This window comes from Salinicoccus sp. Bachu38, from assembly GCF_038561955.2.
Taxonomy (GTDB): domain Bacteria; phylum Bacillota; class Bacilli; order Staphylococcales; family Salinicoccaceae; genus Salinicoccus; species Salinicoccus bachuensis.
This window is the reverse complement of record NZ_CP138333.2, coordinates 462,986-475,555: the sequence shown is the minus strand read 5'-3', so window position 1 is coordinate 475,555 and position 12,570 is coordinate 462,986. Positions and strand designations below refer to the sequence as shown.

Annotated in this window: 13 protein-coding genes; 2 read left to right on the top strand and 11 right to left on the bottom strand. The window is 50.3% G+C overall.

The genetic code is table 11. The features are described from left to right. Positions 1–13: 13 nt before the first annotated feature. Positions 14–568, top strand: coding sequence for a M15 family metallopeptidase (locus RQP18_RS02475; protein ID WP_342388582.1), 555 nt, complete (start codon positions 14–16; stop codon positions 566–568). Positions 569–653: 85 nt separating this feature from the next. On the opposite strand, the gene RQP18_RS02470 is transcribed toward RQP18_RS02475, so the two are convergent. Together RQP18_RS02470 and RQP18_RS02465 are read right to left on the bottom strand one after the other, a co-directional pair. Beyond that, positions 654–1,442 carry a VLRF1 family aeRF1-type release factor gene (locus RQP18_RS02470; RefSeq protein ID WP_342388581.1) on the bottom strand — a complete coding sequence of 263 codons (789 nt, stop codon included), beginning with the start codon at positions 1,440–1,442 and terminating at the stop codon, positions 654–656. A 111-nt stretch (positions 1,443–1,553) separates the two neighbouring features. After that, positions 1,554–2,747, bottom strand: coding sequence for an MFS transporter (locus RQP18_RS02465; RefSeq protein WP_342388580.1), 1,194 nt, complete (start codon positions 2,745–2,747; stop codon positions 1,554–1,556). Between the two features lie 259 nt (positions 2,748–3,006). Between RQP18_RS02465 and cyoE the strand changes: the two genes are divergently transcribed. Then, complete coding sequence (gene cyoE, locus RQP18_RS02460; protein ID WP_342388579.1) at positions 3,007–3,894, top strand: heme o synthase; 888 nt, start codon at positions 3,007–3,009, stop codon at positions 3,892–3,894. Positions 3,895–3,963: 69 nt separating this feature from the next. On the opposite strand, the gene sufB is transcribed toward cyoE, so the two are convergent. From sufB to RQP18_RS02415, 9 genes are all read right to left on the bottom strand, one after another. Next, a complete protein-coding gene (gene sufB, locus RQP18_RS02455; RefSeq protein ID WP_040105062.1) occupies positions 3,964–5,361 on the bottom strand; it encodes a Fe-S cluster assembly protein SufB in 1,398 nt (465 codons plus the stop codon). 17 nt (positions 5,362–5,378) lie between these two features. After that, entirely contained in the window at positions 5,379–5,816 is a 438-nt protein-coding gene (gene sufU / locus RQP18_RS02450) for a Fe-S cluster assembly sulfur transfer protein SufU (protein ID WP_031547463.1), read from the bottom strand. Continuing rightward, complete coding sequence (locus tag RQP18_RS02445; protein WP_342388578.1) at positions 5,806–7,026, bottom strand: cysteine desulfurase; 1,221 nt, start codon at positions 7,024–7,026, stop codon at positions 5,806–5,808. The genes sufU and RQP18_RS02445 overlap by 11 nt, the downstream gene beginning before the upstream one ends. A 21-nt stretch (positions 7,027–7,047) precedes the next feature. Continuing rightward, the gene (sufD, locus tag RQP18_RS02440; protein ID WP_342388577.1) at positions 7,048–8,364 is read right to left on the bottom strand and encodes a Fe-S cluster assembly protein SufD; all 1,317 of its coding nucleotides are present in this window, start codon (positions 8,362–8,364) and stop codon (positions 7,048–7,050) included. A gap of 15 nt (positions 8,365–8,379) precedes the next feature. Next, complete coding sequence (sufC, locus tag RQP18_RS02435) at positions 8,380–9,165, bottom strand: Fe-S cluster assembly ATPase SufC (RefSeq protein ID WP_342388576.1); 786 nt, start codon at positions 9,163–9,165, stop codon at positions 8,380–8,382. Between the two features lie 214 nt (positions 9,166–9,379). Next, complete coding sequence (locus RQP18_RS02430) at positions 9,380–9,715, bottom strand: DUF4870 domain-containing protein (RefSeq protein ID WP_342388575.1); 336 nt, start codon at positions 9,713–9,715, stop codon at positions 9,380–9,382. A gap of 171 nt (positions 9,716–9,886) precedes the next feature. Further along, positions 9,887–10,771, bottom strand: a complete 885-nt coding sequence (locus RQP18_RS02425) for a MetQ/NlpA family ABC transporter substrate-binding protein (protein WP_342388574.1) — start codon at positions 10,769–10,771, stop codon at positions 9,887–9,889. A gap of 39 nt (positions 10,772–10,810) precedes the next feature. Next, positions 10,811–11,503 carry a methionine ABC transporter permease gene (locus tag RQP18_RS02420; RefSeq protein WP_342388573.1) on the bottom strand — a complete coding sequence of 231 codons (693 nt, stop codon included), beginning with the start codon at positions 11,501–11,503 and terminating at the stop codon, positions 10,811–10,813. Then, complete coding sequence (locus RQP18_RS02415) at positions 11,500–12,519, bottom strand: methionine ABC transporter ATP-binding protein (protein WP_342388572.1); 1,020 nt, start codon at positions 12,517–12,519, stop codon at positions 11,500–11,502. Before RQP18_RS02415 ends, RQP18_RS02420 begins: the two co-directional genes overlap by 4 nt. Positions 12,520–12,570 lie beyond the last annotated feature (51 nt).

The following is a 12,570-nucleotide window of genomic DNA, read 5'->3' as shown; positions in this document are numbered from 1 at the left end:
CAAGATTATATTTATGAAGAAGAACATCAGATTCCTATCACTGCTGCTTTTCACTCTGCTGGCTGTGCCCGCCTTCACATTGGCAGGCTTCAACACTGCTTCGGCCGACCAGTGGAGCCAGAGTACATATGAGGATGGCCAGCCGCAGGGGCTGCATCCTGTCGTTGCCGAACGCGCAGAAATCCTGAGGCAGAGGGCCGCTGCAATCGGCATCGTCATCAGGTTCACAGATGGCTTCCGTTCTTTCGAAGAGCAGGACAGGCTCTATGCACAGGGACGCACGGAACCTGGATATATCGTTACAAACGCCCAAGGCGGACAATCCTATCATAACTACGGCCTTGCGGTCGATTATGCGCTTGAAGTGGGACCCCATGTCATCTGGGACATCGAGTATGATGGTAACGGCAACAGCAGATCCGACTGGTTCGAAGTTGCACAGATTGCCAAGGAACTCGGATTCACCTGGGGTGGCGACTGGGAAAGTTTCAGGGACTATCCCCATCTCCAGATGGATTTCGGATATTCACTGTACAACCTTCAGACCGGCAACCATTACCTATACTGATGCTTTTCTGAATTGGACGGAGAATACCCTGGCCAGCCTATGCTGACCAGGGTATTTTCATGCCTGTCCGATTATGATGGTGTCCCTATATCAAGGTGTCGTATACTTCCTTTACAATTTCATGGCTCGGCATCGGTCCAAGATTCTTCGTAATCGTTCCATTCAGATGTGCCTGGCTCATGTGCGGTTCGAGTTCAGCAACCGATTCCCTGCTGCCGACGAGATATGCACCGTTCAAGTTGCGCTCTTTTATTTCTTTTGACAGGCGCGGAACAAGGTTCTTGTACCAGCGCTGCCTGTTCTCATCAAAACGCCTTTGGAATTCATCTTTGCCTGTCGCCCTGTCCACTGGTGGGGTGGCCTTGTCATAGTCCACCCAGTCCTCCCGGTCAAGGTCCCAGCTGAAGTGTTTTTCCTCAAGTATTTCTCCGAGGGCCGTCTCTATGAAAGTCACATTCCTTTGCTGGATGACGATGATTCCCGTTTCTGGAAACTTCTGGTCAAGTGCTTCCAGTTGCCCGGTCTGCGCTTCCGTGCTCCAATGGAAAGAGGTGGTTACGGGCACCTGGAGGATTTTCTCCTCCCATAGCTTTCCATCAACCGAAGCGGTGAGGAAATAGCTTTTCTGCATGTTCAGCTGCTGCTCCTGGATGCGCGTTTCCGCCTGGTCCAGAAGTTTTTTCAGCGCCTTTTTCTCCTCCGGATTTTCACTGTCCTTCACCTGGTCCTTCAATTCCTTCATGCCATTTTTCAGGTGGATCTTCCATTCTCCGTTCTGTCGGCTTTCACTGGCGTCAGTATTCAAATACAAAGTGAGGATACCGATGTCATCCGTTTTCGCTTTAATCCTTCTGATGTCTTTTGTCATAGTCATTTACGTGCTCTCCCCTTCTTCGTAAATTCATATTTGCGAAGCGGCACACTATTTCCTATACTTTTCCACTTTCATACATTTTACCCTGAAAAATTTCAGATGAAACATCCTTCAGGACGCATTGCCACCCCTGGCAACCTCTTTATCCTTCCTCCCATGCATGAGATGATAGACGGCGATTCCGAACAGGATGACCACAACAAGCGATAGATACATCCCGCGATAGCCGGAAAGGGGGACGATATATCCGAGAATCAGCGGTCCGAGCCCAAGGCCAAGATCCAGTGCGATGAAATAGGTGGAGTTGGCGAGACCCATGCGATGATGCGGTGTCAGTTTGACCGCGAGTGCCTGGGCGATGGACTGGAAATTCCCATACCCCAGTCCCATGAAGACCGCTGCAGCGAGGAACATCCATCCTGCTCCCGCCTGGCTGAGCATCAGCATTCCGGCTGCGAATGAAACAAGCGCCGGATAAACGACGACATTGGCGCCCCTCTGGTCCATCAGGCGGCCGGTGAATGGACGTGAAAGCAGCACCGACATGCCATAGATGAGGAAGAAGAAGCTGCCCGCCTCCACCAGGTCGATTTCGGATGCATACTCGGTCACGTATGACAGTATGCCGGAATAGGCGAGTGCCAGCACGAACATTGCGATGGATATCGGAAGTGCACGCGCCTCGAAATAGTCCGTGATTCTGAAGCCTTTCCTGTCCTTTTCGGCTTCGACTTCAGGTGGCCTGAGGGTCACGGTGAGTCCAAGGCTGAGGAGGGCCATGATGAGGGAGAAGAGGAAGATACTGTTGAAGCCATACTGTGTCAGAAGCATCACCCCGATCAATGGGCCGATGGCTGTGGCCATGACCACACTCAGGCTGAAGTAACCGATGCCTTCGCCACTCCTTGAAGTCGGGATGAGCTGCGACACGATCGTGCTTGTCGCCGTCGTCGCCAGTCCAAGTGCCGCCCCGTGCAGAAATCTGAGCAGCATGAGCGGATAGATGCCGAGCGGCAGAAAATAGAGTGCCGTTGCCACTAATACGGATACCGTCCCGATCAGAAGCATCTTCCTGTTGCCGACCGTGGCAATCTGCTTTCCGCCATAGAGGCGGCCGAAGAGGGCGCCGAGGATGAAGATGCTGGAGACGAACCCTCCCATGCTGACGGAGGCACCATAGGTATCCATGGCATATGTCGCCATCGTGACGAGCAGCAGATACATCGACAGCATGAGCACCAGATTGGCTGTCGATGTGAAGATGAAGTCCTTCGTCCATAGTCTTTCCTTGTATGTATCACTCATATTGATCTCAACATCCTTATGAAAATATAGTTAGTTTGCCTAACTATTGTAGTCCTTTTTATATCCTGTGTCCATATGTACTGAAAATAAAGGATATCCGTCCACTGCGTCGATTGATATTTTTTCCGGCGGCCGGATTTCCTGATGCAATGGACAGGATGAATCCTGAACATGCTGTTATAATGGATATTGAATATTTTTATCAACAAATCTAATCGATACAATGCTTGTGAGGGAATATTTTTTGGATAATGGACAAATGCCAACTGAATCAAAACTCCTCAGCTTTCTGACCGATATGAAATACCTGCTGAAGGGCAAAGTGCTGATAGCCAATGTACTCCCCGTCTTCACTGCCTACTGGCTCGCACTCCATTTCAGCGGCGCACGCTTCATGGACCACCTGGGTCTTTTCCTGCTGACGATGGCGGGCAGCACCCTCGTCATCTCCGGTGCCCTGATGCTGAACAACTGGTATGAAAGCGACCTCGATACGAAAATGGAAAGGACACGGAACCGGCCAACGGTGACAGGCGCCTTTCCACTCCGCGCCGTCCTATGGGCAGGGAGCATCACGACGGTCATCGGCCTTTCCATCATGATGTTCACCACATACGAAGCCGCTGCCTATTCATTCCTCGGCTGGTTCTTCTATGTTGTCCTCTACACCTTCTGGTCAAAACGGAAATATACATTGAATACCATCATCGGCAGCATTTCCGGTGCGTTCACCCCCCTGATCGGGTGGGCCGTCATCACGCCCGCAGACCATATCGTGCCGGTCGCCCTGTTCTATCTGTTGTTCATCTGGCAGATACCGCATACACTGGCAATCGCAATAAAGCGGCTGGAGGACTACACACGGGCCGGCGTACCCATGCTGCCGGTGGTGAGCGGCATCGGTGTGACGATCCGGCAGATCATCGTCTACGTGATTGTACTCCTGCCCCTCCCGTTCATTCTGATTGGCCCGTTGGGTTGGATTTTCTTCACTTTTGCCCTCGCCTTGACCCTCGGCTGGACCATTCTCGTAGCAATGGGGCCGAAGACAAAGGATAAGAAGGTATGGGCGCAGATGAACGTGCGCTATTCGATCCTCTACCTGGTCCTGATACTGTTGGCAATGATCATTCTGACTGCCTTTTAGGCTGACCGGGCCATTACAGACAAAAAGCCTTATCACACTTGAAGTGTGATAAGGCTTTTCTTGAATCCATTAACCGATGGAACCTTCCATTTCGAAGGAGATCAGACGGTTCATTTCGACCGCATATTCCATTGGCAATTCTTTCGTGAATGGCTCGATGAAGCCCATTACGATCATTTCCGTCGCTTCCTCTTCTCCGATGCCGCGGCTCATGAGATAGAAGAGTTGCTCTTCTGATACTTTGGAAACTTTTGCTTCGTGTTCCAGTGAGATGTTGTCGTTCAGGATCTCATTGTAAGGAATCGTATCTGAAGTGGAGTCGTTGTCCATGATGAGCGTGTCACATTCGATGTTGGAACGTGCGCCATCCGCTTTTCTGCCGAAGTGAACCTGTCCCCTGTAGGACACTTTACCACCCTGCTTGGCGATGGACTTGGAAACAATTGTGGATGATGTGTTTGGAGCAAGGTGGATCATTTTTGCTCCGGCATCCTGCAGCTGCCCTTTGCCTGCGAGTGCGATTGACAGTGTCATGCCACGTGCACCTTCACCTTTGAGGAATACTGCCGGATATTTCATCGTGATCTTGGAACCGATATTGCCATCGACCCATTCCATCGTACCGTTCGCATCAACGAACGTACGCTTTGTGACAAGGTTGTACACGTTGTTTGCCCAGTTCTGGATCGTCGTGTAACGGCAATATGCATCCTTCTTGACGATGATTTCAACAACAGCGGAGTGCAGCGAATTCGTCGTATAGACCGGTGCAGTACAGCCCTCTACATAGTGTACGCTTGATCCTTCATCACAGATGATCAGTGTACGCTCGAACTGTCCCATGTTCTCGGAGTTGATACGGAAGTATGCCTGCAGTGGTGTATCGAGTTTCACACCTGGCGGGCAATAGATGAATGATCCGCCGGACCATACAGCCGAGTTGAGTGCAGCGAACTTGTTGTCTGTCGGTGGGATGACTGTCGCCCAGTATTCCCTGAACAGATCTTCATTTTCACGAAGTGCGGAGTCTGTATCCTTGAAGATGACACCTTTGTCTTCCAAGTCCTGCTCCATGTTGTGGTAGACCACTTCTGATTCGTACTGTGCGGAAACACCTGCGAGATATTTCTGCTCAGCTTCCGGAATGCCAAGCTTGTCGAAAGTACGCTTGATCTCTTCCGGTACTTCGTCCCAGGAGCGTTCAGACTGCTCAGAAGGTTTTACATAGTATGTGATTTCATCGAAGTTGAGTTCTGAGAGGTCGCCGCCCCATGTAGGCATAGGTGTTTTATAGAAATGTTTCAGCGCTTTGAGTCTGAAGTCGAGCATCCATTCCGGCTCTTCTTTCATTTTGGAAATTTCACGTACAATTTCTTCAGTAAGGCCGCGGTCGGAACGGAAAATGGATACGTCTTCATCGTGGAAACCATATTTGTAATCGCCGACTTCTGGTGCTTGTTTAGCCATATAAATCACTCCTTTTATTATTTGCTGTCAGCTTTGACGCCTTTTTCAAGGGCCTTCCAGGACAGTGTGGCACATTTGATGCGTGCCGGGAACTGGCTTACGCCTGACAGCGCTTCGATATCTCCCATTTCTTCGGAAATATCATAGTCTTCACCGAGCATCATCTTGCTGAATTCATCCCCCATGGAGAGTGCTTCGTTGATATTCTTCCCGGTGATGGACTCGGTCATCATGGAGGCACTGGCCATGGAGATGGAACAACCTTCGCCATCGAACTTGACGTCTTCGACGATTTCGTCGACGACATTCAAAGTAAGACGGATGCGGTCGCCGCATGTCGGGTTGTTCATGTCCACCGTCAGTGTACCATCCTCAATGACCCCTTTGTTGCGCGGATTCTTATAGTGATCCATGATGACTGAACGGTATAGCTGGTTGAGATTGTTAAAATTCATAAGAGAAAAACTCCTTCGTACGCTTGAGGCTTTCGATAAAGCTGTCAATCTCTTCTGTAGTGTTGTATATATAGAAACTTGCACGGGCTGTCGATGATACCCCCAGCCACTTCATCAGAGGCTGTGCACAGTGGTGACCGGCCCTGACGGCGACGCCTTCAGAGTCGAGGGCGGTAGCGAGGTCGTGCGGATGCACATCCGACAGGTTGAACGTAATCAGGCCTGCGCGCGACCTGGGGCCATAAATCTCAATACCCTCCACTGTTTCCATGCGTTCAAGCGCATAGTTCACAAGTTCCTGTTCATATTCCAAAATGGCTTCCGGACCGATATCTTCGATATAGTCGATGGCTGCAGCAAGGCCGATCGCTTCTGCAATCATCGGCGTTCCCGCTTCGAACTTCACAGGAAGGTCCGTCCAGGTGGATGTTCTGAGATCGACAAAGTCGATCATATCGCCACCATATTCAATCGGTTCCATATCGTCAAGCAGTTCGCTTCTTCCGTAGAGCACACCGATGCCCGTCGGCCCGAGCATCTTATGGCCGCTGAACGCATAGAAATCGACATCCAGATCCTGTACATCGACGGACATATGCGGAACAGCCTGTGCGCCATCGACCGCGATATAGGCATCATTCCTGTGTGCGACTTCGGCGATTGCCCTGATGTCGTTGATGGTGCCAAGCACGTTCGAGACGTGGGTGATGGCGACGATCTTCGTGTTCTCGCCGATTGTCGCCTCCACATTCTCCATCGTCAAAGTGCCATCCGCTTCCATCGGGATGAACTTCAGTTCCGCCTGCTTGCGCTTTGCCAACTCCTGCCATGGCACAATATTGGCATGGTGCTCCATCTCCGTCACTACAATCTCGTCGCCTGGCTCGATCACCATGTCTCCGAAACTGCGTGCCACAAGATTGATTGCTGCAGTGGTTCCCCGCGTGAATATGACTTCCTCAAATCGCTTGGCATTGATGAATGATCTCACTTTCATACGTGCCTGTTCGTAACCATCTGTCGCTTTTGTGCCGAGTGTATGCACACCGCGGTGCACATTGGAGTTGTACGCTTCATAATACGCAGTCATTGCATCTATTACAGGTGACGGTGTCTGACTCGTTGCTGATGTATCAAAGTAGATGAGGTCATTGCCATTGACCTGCTGATCAAGGATTGGGAAATCCTTTCTGATATCTTTGGCATTCATGCGGGAAAACCCCTTTAAAGCTTATTTTGAGAGAACTTTGAGTTCAATGACTTCTCTGAGCTGGTTTTTGACGGATTCAATCGGCAATGCACGCACTACCGGATCAAGGAAGCCGTGGATGACGAGCCTCTCCGCCTCTTTCTGGGAGATGCCGCGACTCATCAGATAGAACAGCTGGATCGGATCTACACGTCCGACAGAAGCTGCGTGGCCTGCTGTAACATCGTCTTCATCGATCAGAAGGATCGGGTTCGCATCGCCACGCGCCTTTTCACTCAGCATCAATACTCTGGATTCCTGCTGGGCGTCACTGCGCGTCGCACCATGCTTAATGTGCCCGACACCATTGAAGATGCTGGAGGCACTGTCCTTCATTACGCCATGTTTCAATATATGGCCTGCGGAGTCCTTGCCGTAATGGATGATCTGTGTTGTGAAGTTGAGCGTCTGTTCACCACGGCCCACAACGACCGTCTTCAGGTTGGATATGGAATTATCCCCCATGAGGTAAGTCGTATTGTCATTGATGACATTGGAGTCGTTCATCAGACCGAGTGCCCAGTCGAGTGTTGCATCACGGCCGACGACACCGCGTCGGTTGACATAGCCTGTGAATCCTTCAGACAGGAAGTCCACTGCGCCGTAGTTGACCTTCGCGTTATCTTTCGCAATGACTTCTGAAACGATGTTGAACTGTTCATTGGATTTGTCCACGTTGGAAAGGTAGTTTTCGACGTAAGTCAGTTCAGATCCTTCATCGGCAACGATCAGTACGTGGTTGAACAGTGATGCCTTCTCATCATCGTGAAGTACAACCATCTGTACCGGATCTTCAATCTGCACATTCTTTGGTACATAGACGAACAAGCCGCCGTTGAGCATCGCCGCATGGTATGCAGCAAGCTTATGCTCATCAATCTTCACACCTTCGGTCATGAAATACTTCTCCACAAGTTCCGGGTGGTTTGCACTGGCTTCGATGATGTTTTCAATCACCACGCCCTGGTCGAGCAGTTCATCGGAGACTTGCAGATATGCCGGGGTGTTGTTGTGCTGTACATAGATGTTTTTCGTGTGCTCGATATCCAAAAGACTCTTGACCGCTTCAGGCAGTTCCTCCAGGGAGCCGTATGTCGCGCTGTCCGTCACCGGCTGGGATACTGTGAAGAAATCCCATTTGTTGAGTTTCGTTTTGTCCGGCTTCGGCATATCGAGGGATTCGATGCGTTCTAGTGCTTCTTTTTTCCTGCTGATGAGAAGTTCAGATTCACCGCGTGATTCTGCACGGGAAATGACTTCATCAGCATTGATAACATATTCATTAACTTCAGTAGCCATGGTCATCCTCCTGTCCTATTCTACATCTGCAGCGATAGTTTCGTCTTCAATGCCAAGTTCTTCCTTGATCCAGTCGTAACCTTCCTCTTCAAGACGCTTGGAAAGCTCTTCGCCACCGGATTTCACTACACGGCCCTGCATCATTACGTGAACGAAGTCAGGTGTGATGTAGTTCAGAAGACGTTGGTAGTGTGTGATGATCAGCGCGCCGAAGTTTTCGCCACGAAGTTCATTGATGCCTTTGGATACCACTTTGAGTGCATCGATATCAAGACCGGAGTCGATTTCGTCCAGGATGCCGAATTTAGGTTCAAGCATCATAAGTTGCAGGATTTCGTTGCGTTTCTTCTCCCCGCCGGAGAATCCTTCGTTCAGGTAGCGTGTTGACATGTCCAGATCCATTTCCAGATAGTTCATGTTCTTGTCCAGTTTCTTGATGAACTGCATCAGGTTGATTTCGTCGCCCTCTTCACGCTGTGCATTGATTGCAGAACGGAGGAAGTCGGAGTTTGTCACACCTGAGATTTCGGATGGATACTGCATGCCGAGGAAAAGGCCGGCCTGCGCACGTTCGTCAACTTCCATTTCAAGTACGTTTTCGCCATCGAGCAGGACTTCACCCTGAGTCACTTCATATCTCGGATGTCCCATGATCGCCTGGGCAAGCGTGGATTTACCTGTACCGTTCGGTCCCATCACCGCGTGGATTTCTCCTTGCTTGAGTGTGAGATCGACACCTTTAAGAATTGCTTTGCCGTCTATTTCGACGTGCAGATCTTTGATTTCTAGAACAGAAGCCATTTATTAACCCTCCAACAGATTATTTTGTATAAGTTTCTCCATACCAGTTTATAATAATTCTAAATAATAGTCAAAGCCTGGCACGGGATTTAAATTACCACTATATTATAACGTAAATGCGCCACACTTTAAACCTTTACACTTCTTTTAACGCCAATCCGGCAATAAAATAAACCTCACGACTGATAATAGTCATGAGGTAAATGAAAACGAACTACTTGACGATGTCCAGGGTGAATGGGGGTTTGTAGACTTTCCCTTCATTCGCCCTGATGGCTCCGATGATCAGGAACACATAGAACGCGATGGTGATGATCGGGCCGATGATCAGACCGATGAGAATGAAGGATGTAAGCCATGCGACAAACATGTAGATCGTGTACGACAGACCGAAGTTGACCACGTGCCTCAACGCCTCGCCGGTGGCAGGATCGTCATCCTTTTTCAGCACCCATATGAGCAGCGGACCCAGTACTGCTGTGAAGGCGGACACGATAAAAGAGACCATCACGAGTGATTTGTCGAAAACTTGCGCATTTTCTCCGTTCATTTCTCCTCCCCCTCTACAATCAAAATGCTATACAGTATATATTTACCCTAAAAATGCATATGGTAACAGTAAAAATTAAATTCCTCCTGTCCATTTTCCCCTTCCAAATGAAAAAATGGGCCGGTTTTTTTCATTTGAAAACCCCCGGCCAGATGACCGGGGGCTGGGCCATCATTCCACCGGAATGACTGCACCTTCATAGTTATCTTCGATGAATTGCTTGATTTCCTCACCCTGCAACACTTCCATGAGCTGCTGGATGTCTTCGCGCTCCTCATCTCCAGTACGTACCGCCACAAGGTTGGCGTAAGGGGAATTGCCATCTTCAACGACGATGGAGTCCTCCGTCGGGCTCAGTCCGCCGTCCAATGCGAAGTTGGAGTTGATGATGACAGCCGGCGCTTCGTTGTTTTCATACATGCTCACAAGCAGCTCCGGTGCTGTCTGGTTGTCGAATTCGAAGTTCTTCTCGTTTGATGTGATATCATCAAAAGTCGCATCTTCAATATCGATGCCCTCTTCGATTTCGACCAGTCCTGCATCTACGAAGAAGGAAAGGAAGCGGCCTTCCTCAGCCGGGTTGTTGGACACGAGAATCGTCGATCCGTCCGGCAGTTCCTCCAATGAATCATAGTCCTGGGAATATACGGCCATCGGCTCGATATGTACATTTCCCGCACTTGTGATGTCATAGTCATGGGATTCCTTTTCCGTTTCCAGATATGGCGTGTGCTGGAAGTAGTTTGCATCCACTTCCTCGTCCGCAAGCAGACGGTTTGGCGTCGTGTAGTCATTGACGATTGCTATATCGAGTTCAATGCCTTCCTCTTCCAGGATCGTTGCCGCTTCCTCGAGGATTTCAGCGTGCGGTGCCGGGGAAGCTGCGATGGATATCGTACCACCCGCCTCTTCAGTCTCTTCATTTTCAGCTGTTTCGGATGTTTCCTCGCTTTCTTCACTATCTTCGGTTGTGGCTTCTTCCGAACCTCCGTTGCCGCATGCCACCAGAATGGCTGCGAAAATTGAAATGGCAAGCAATAAGAAAATCTTCTTCATTACACTTTCCCTCTTTCCTGATTGGTTTTATTTTTATGATTACCGTTTGTCGACTGCTTTGGCAGTCAGATCCCCCAGAATCTGGATGATGAAAACGATAACCAGTATTACTACAGTTGCGACCAGAGTGACATCGCTCTGGTTTCTTGTGAACCCGACCATGTACGCCAGGTTGCCAAGGCCTCCCGCACCGATGACGCCGGCAATCGCTGTGGAGCCGACAAGCATGATGGCGGTGACGGTGATGCCTGAAATCAAGGCGGGCAGTGATTCAGGCAACAGCACCTTCCAGATGATCGTCCATGTATTTGCACCCATGGATTCCGCCGCTTCGATCACCCCTTTGTCGATCTCCTTGAGTCCGATTTCGACCAGGCGGGCATAGAATGGTGACGCACCAATGATAAGTGCAGGCAGTGCACCCTGCGACCCCATGATCGTCCCCATCAGCACTTTCGTGAACGGGATGAGGAGGATGATCAGTATGATGAATGGAATCGCACGGAACAGGTTGACGAGGAATGCTGTGACGCCATAGATCGGTGCACTGGCTGCATGCTCGCTTTTGGATGACAGGAAAAGGATGATTCCGAGAACCAGCCCGAATATGAATGTAAACACAGTGGAAATGACGGTCATATAAAGCGTTTCGTTTGTCGCCGTAAAGACATCATCCCATTTGACATTTTCAAATGAGAACATCTCGGCGAACGCATTGATGAATTCGCTCATCCTTCCACCTCCACTGTCACAGCATGCTCAGCCAGTTCCTTCTCCAGGCTTTCAAGGTCCGCATCATCAATATCGATCGCCACATACAGGTGGCCATAGGACTCATTATTCGTCCGCTTGATGTTGCCCGAAAGGATGTTCAGGTCGAGATTGTATTTCTTGACGACCTGCGAGACGATCGGCGCTTTCGACTGTGAACCGACAAAGCCGAGCTTGAGTATTTTCGAAGTCGGGAACATCTCCCTGACCTCCTCGAATGACAGGGCCGTCTCCTCATCGTTGATGTCATCTTTGACAAAGCGTTTCGTCACGCCATGCTCCGGATTCTGGAACAGCTTTATCACCGGTCCGGTCTCCACGACCCGGCCGTTCTCCATCACTGCCGCCCGGTCGCATATCTTGCGGATGACATGCATCTCATGCGTGATGAGGACGATGGTCAGATCCATTTCATCACGTATTTTTACCAGCAGGTCGAGCACCTCATCCGTCGTTTCAGGATCGAGCGCACTCGTCGCCTCATCACAAAGGAGCACTTCGGGCCTGTTGGAGAGCGCCCTCGCAATGCCGACCCGCTGCTTCTGTCCACCCGAAAGCTGGCTTGGATAGTTGTCTTCACGCCCCGTGAGGCCGACAAGCTCCACCAGTTCCGCCACACGGCGCGCACGCTCCTTCTTCGGCACACCGGCGATCTCCAGTGGGAAGCTGATGTTGTCGGCGACGGTCCTCGACCAGAGCAGGTTGAAATGCTGGAAGATCATGGAGACCTTCTGGCGTTTCCTGAGCAGATTCGACCGAGTCATCGAACTGATGACATCTTCACCAATCACCACTTCGCCCGAGGAGGGCTGTTCCAGGCCGTTCAGCATTCTGATCAGCGTGGATTTGCCTGCTCCCGAATAGCCGATGACGCCGAATATCTCCCCTTCCCTGATATGAAGGTTGACATCATCCACGGCCTGGATGGTATTGTTCTTCGTCTTGAAAATTTTCGTTGCTTTCCTTATATCGATCATACGTTTCACCCTGACTTGTATATTGGAAAAGTCGTGCATTTTCCGCTCCGC

Bases quoted from the DNA above. Each gene is read 5' to 3' on its own strand.
- RQP18_RS02470 (WP_342388581.1), bottom strand. From the start codon at position 1,442: ATGACTATGACAAAAGACATCAGAAGGATTAAAGCGAAAACGGATGAC.
- RQP18_RS02430 (WP_342388575.1), bottom strand. From the start codon at position 9,715: ATGAACGGAGAAAATGCGCAAGTTTTCGACAAATCACTCGTGATGGTC.
- RQP18_RS02475 (WP_342388582.1), top strand. From the start codon at position 14: ATGAAGAAGAACATCAGATTCCTATCACTGCTGCTTTTCACTCTGCTG.
- RQP18_RS02415 (WP_342388572.1), bottom strand. From the start codon at position 12,519: ATGATCGATATAAGGAAAGCAACGAAAATTTTCAAGACGAAGAACAAT.
- sufD (WP_342388577.1), bottom strand. From the start codon at position 8,364: ATGGCTACTGAAGTTAATGAATATGTTATCAATGCTGATGAAGTCATT.
- RQP18_RS02465 (WP_342388580.1), bottom strand. From the start codon at position 2,747: ATGAGTGATACATACAAGGAAAGACTATGGACGAAGGACTTCATCTTC.
- cyoE (WP_342388579.1), top strand. From the start codon at position 3,007: ATGCCAACTGAATCAAAACTCCTCAGCTTTCTGACCGATATGAAATAC.
- sufU (WP_031547463.1), bottom strand. From the start codon at position 5,816: ATGAATTTTAACAATCTCAACCAGCTATACCGTTCAGTCATCATGGAT.
- RQP18_RS02420 (WP_342388573.1), bottom strand. From the start codon at position 11,503: ATGAGCGAATTCATCAATGCGTTCGCCGAGATGTTCTCATTTGAAAAT.
- RQP18_RS02425 (WP_342388574.1), bottom strand. From the start codon at position 10,771: ATGAAGAAGATTTTCTTATTGCTTGCCATTTCAATTTTCGCAGCCATT.
- sufC (WP_342388576.1), bottom strand. From the start codon at position 9,165: ATGGCTTCTGTTCTAGAAATCAAAGATCTGCACGTCGAAATAGACGGC.
- RQP18_RS02445 (WP_342388578.1), bottom strand. From the start codon at position 7,026: ATGAATGCCAAAGATATCAGAAAGGATTTCCCAATCCTTGATCAGCAG.
- sufB (WP_040105062.1), bottom strand. From the start codon at position 5,361: ATGGCTAAACAAGCACCAGAAGTCGGCGATTACAAATATGGTTTCCAC.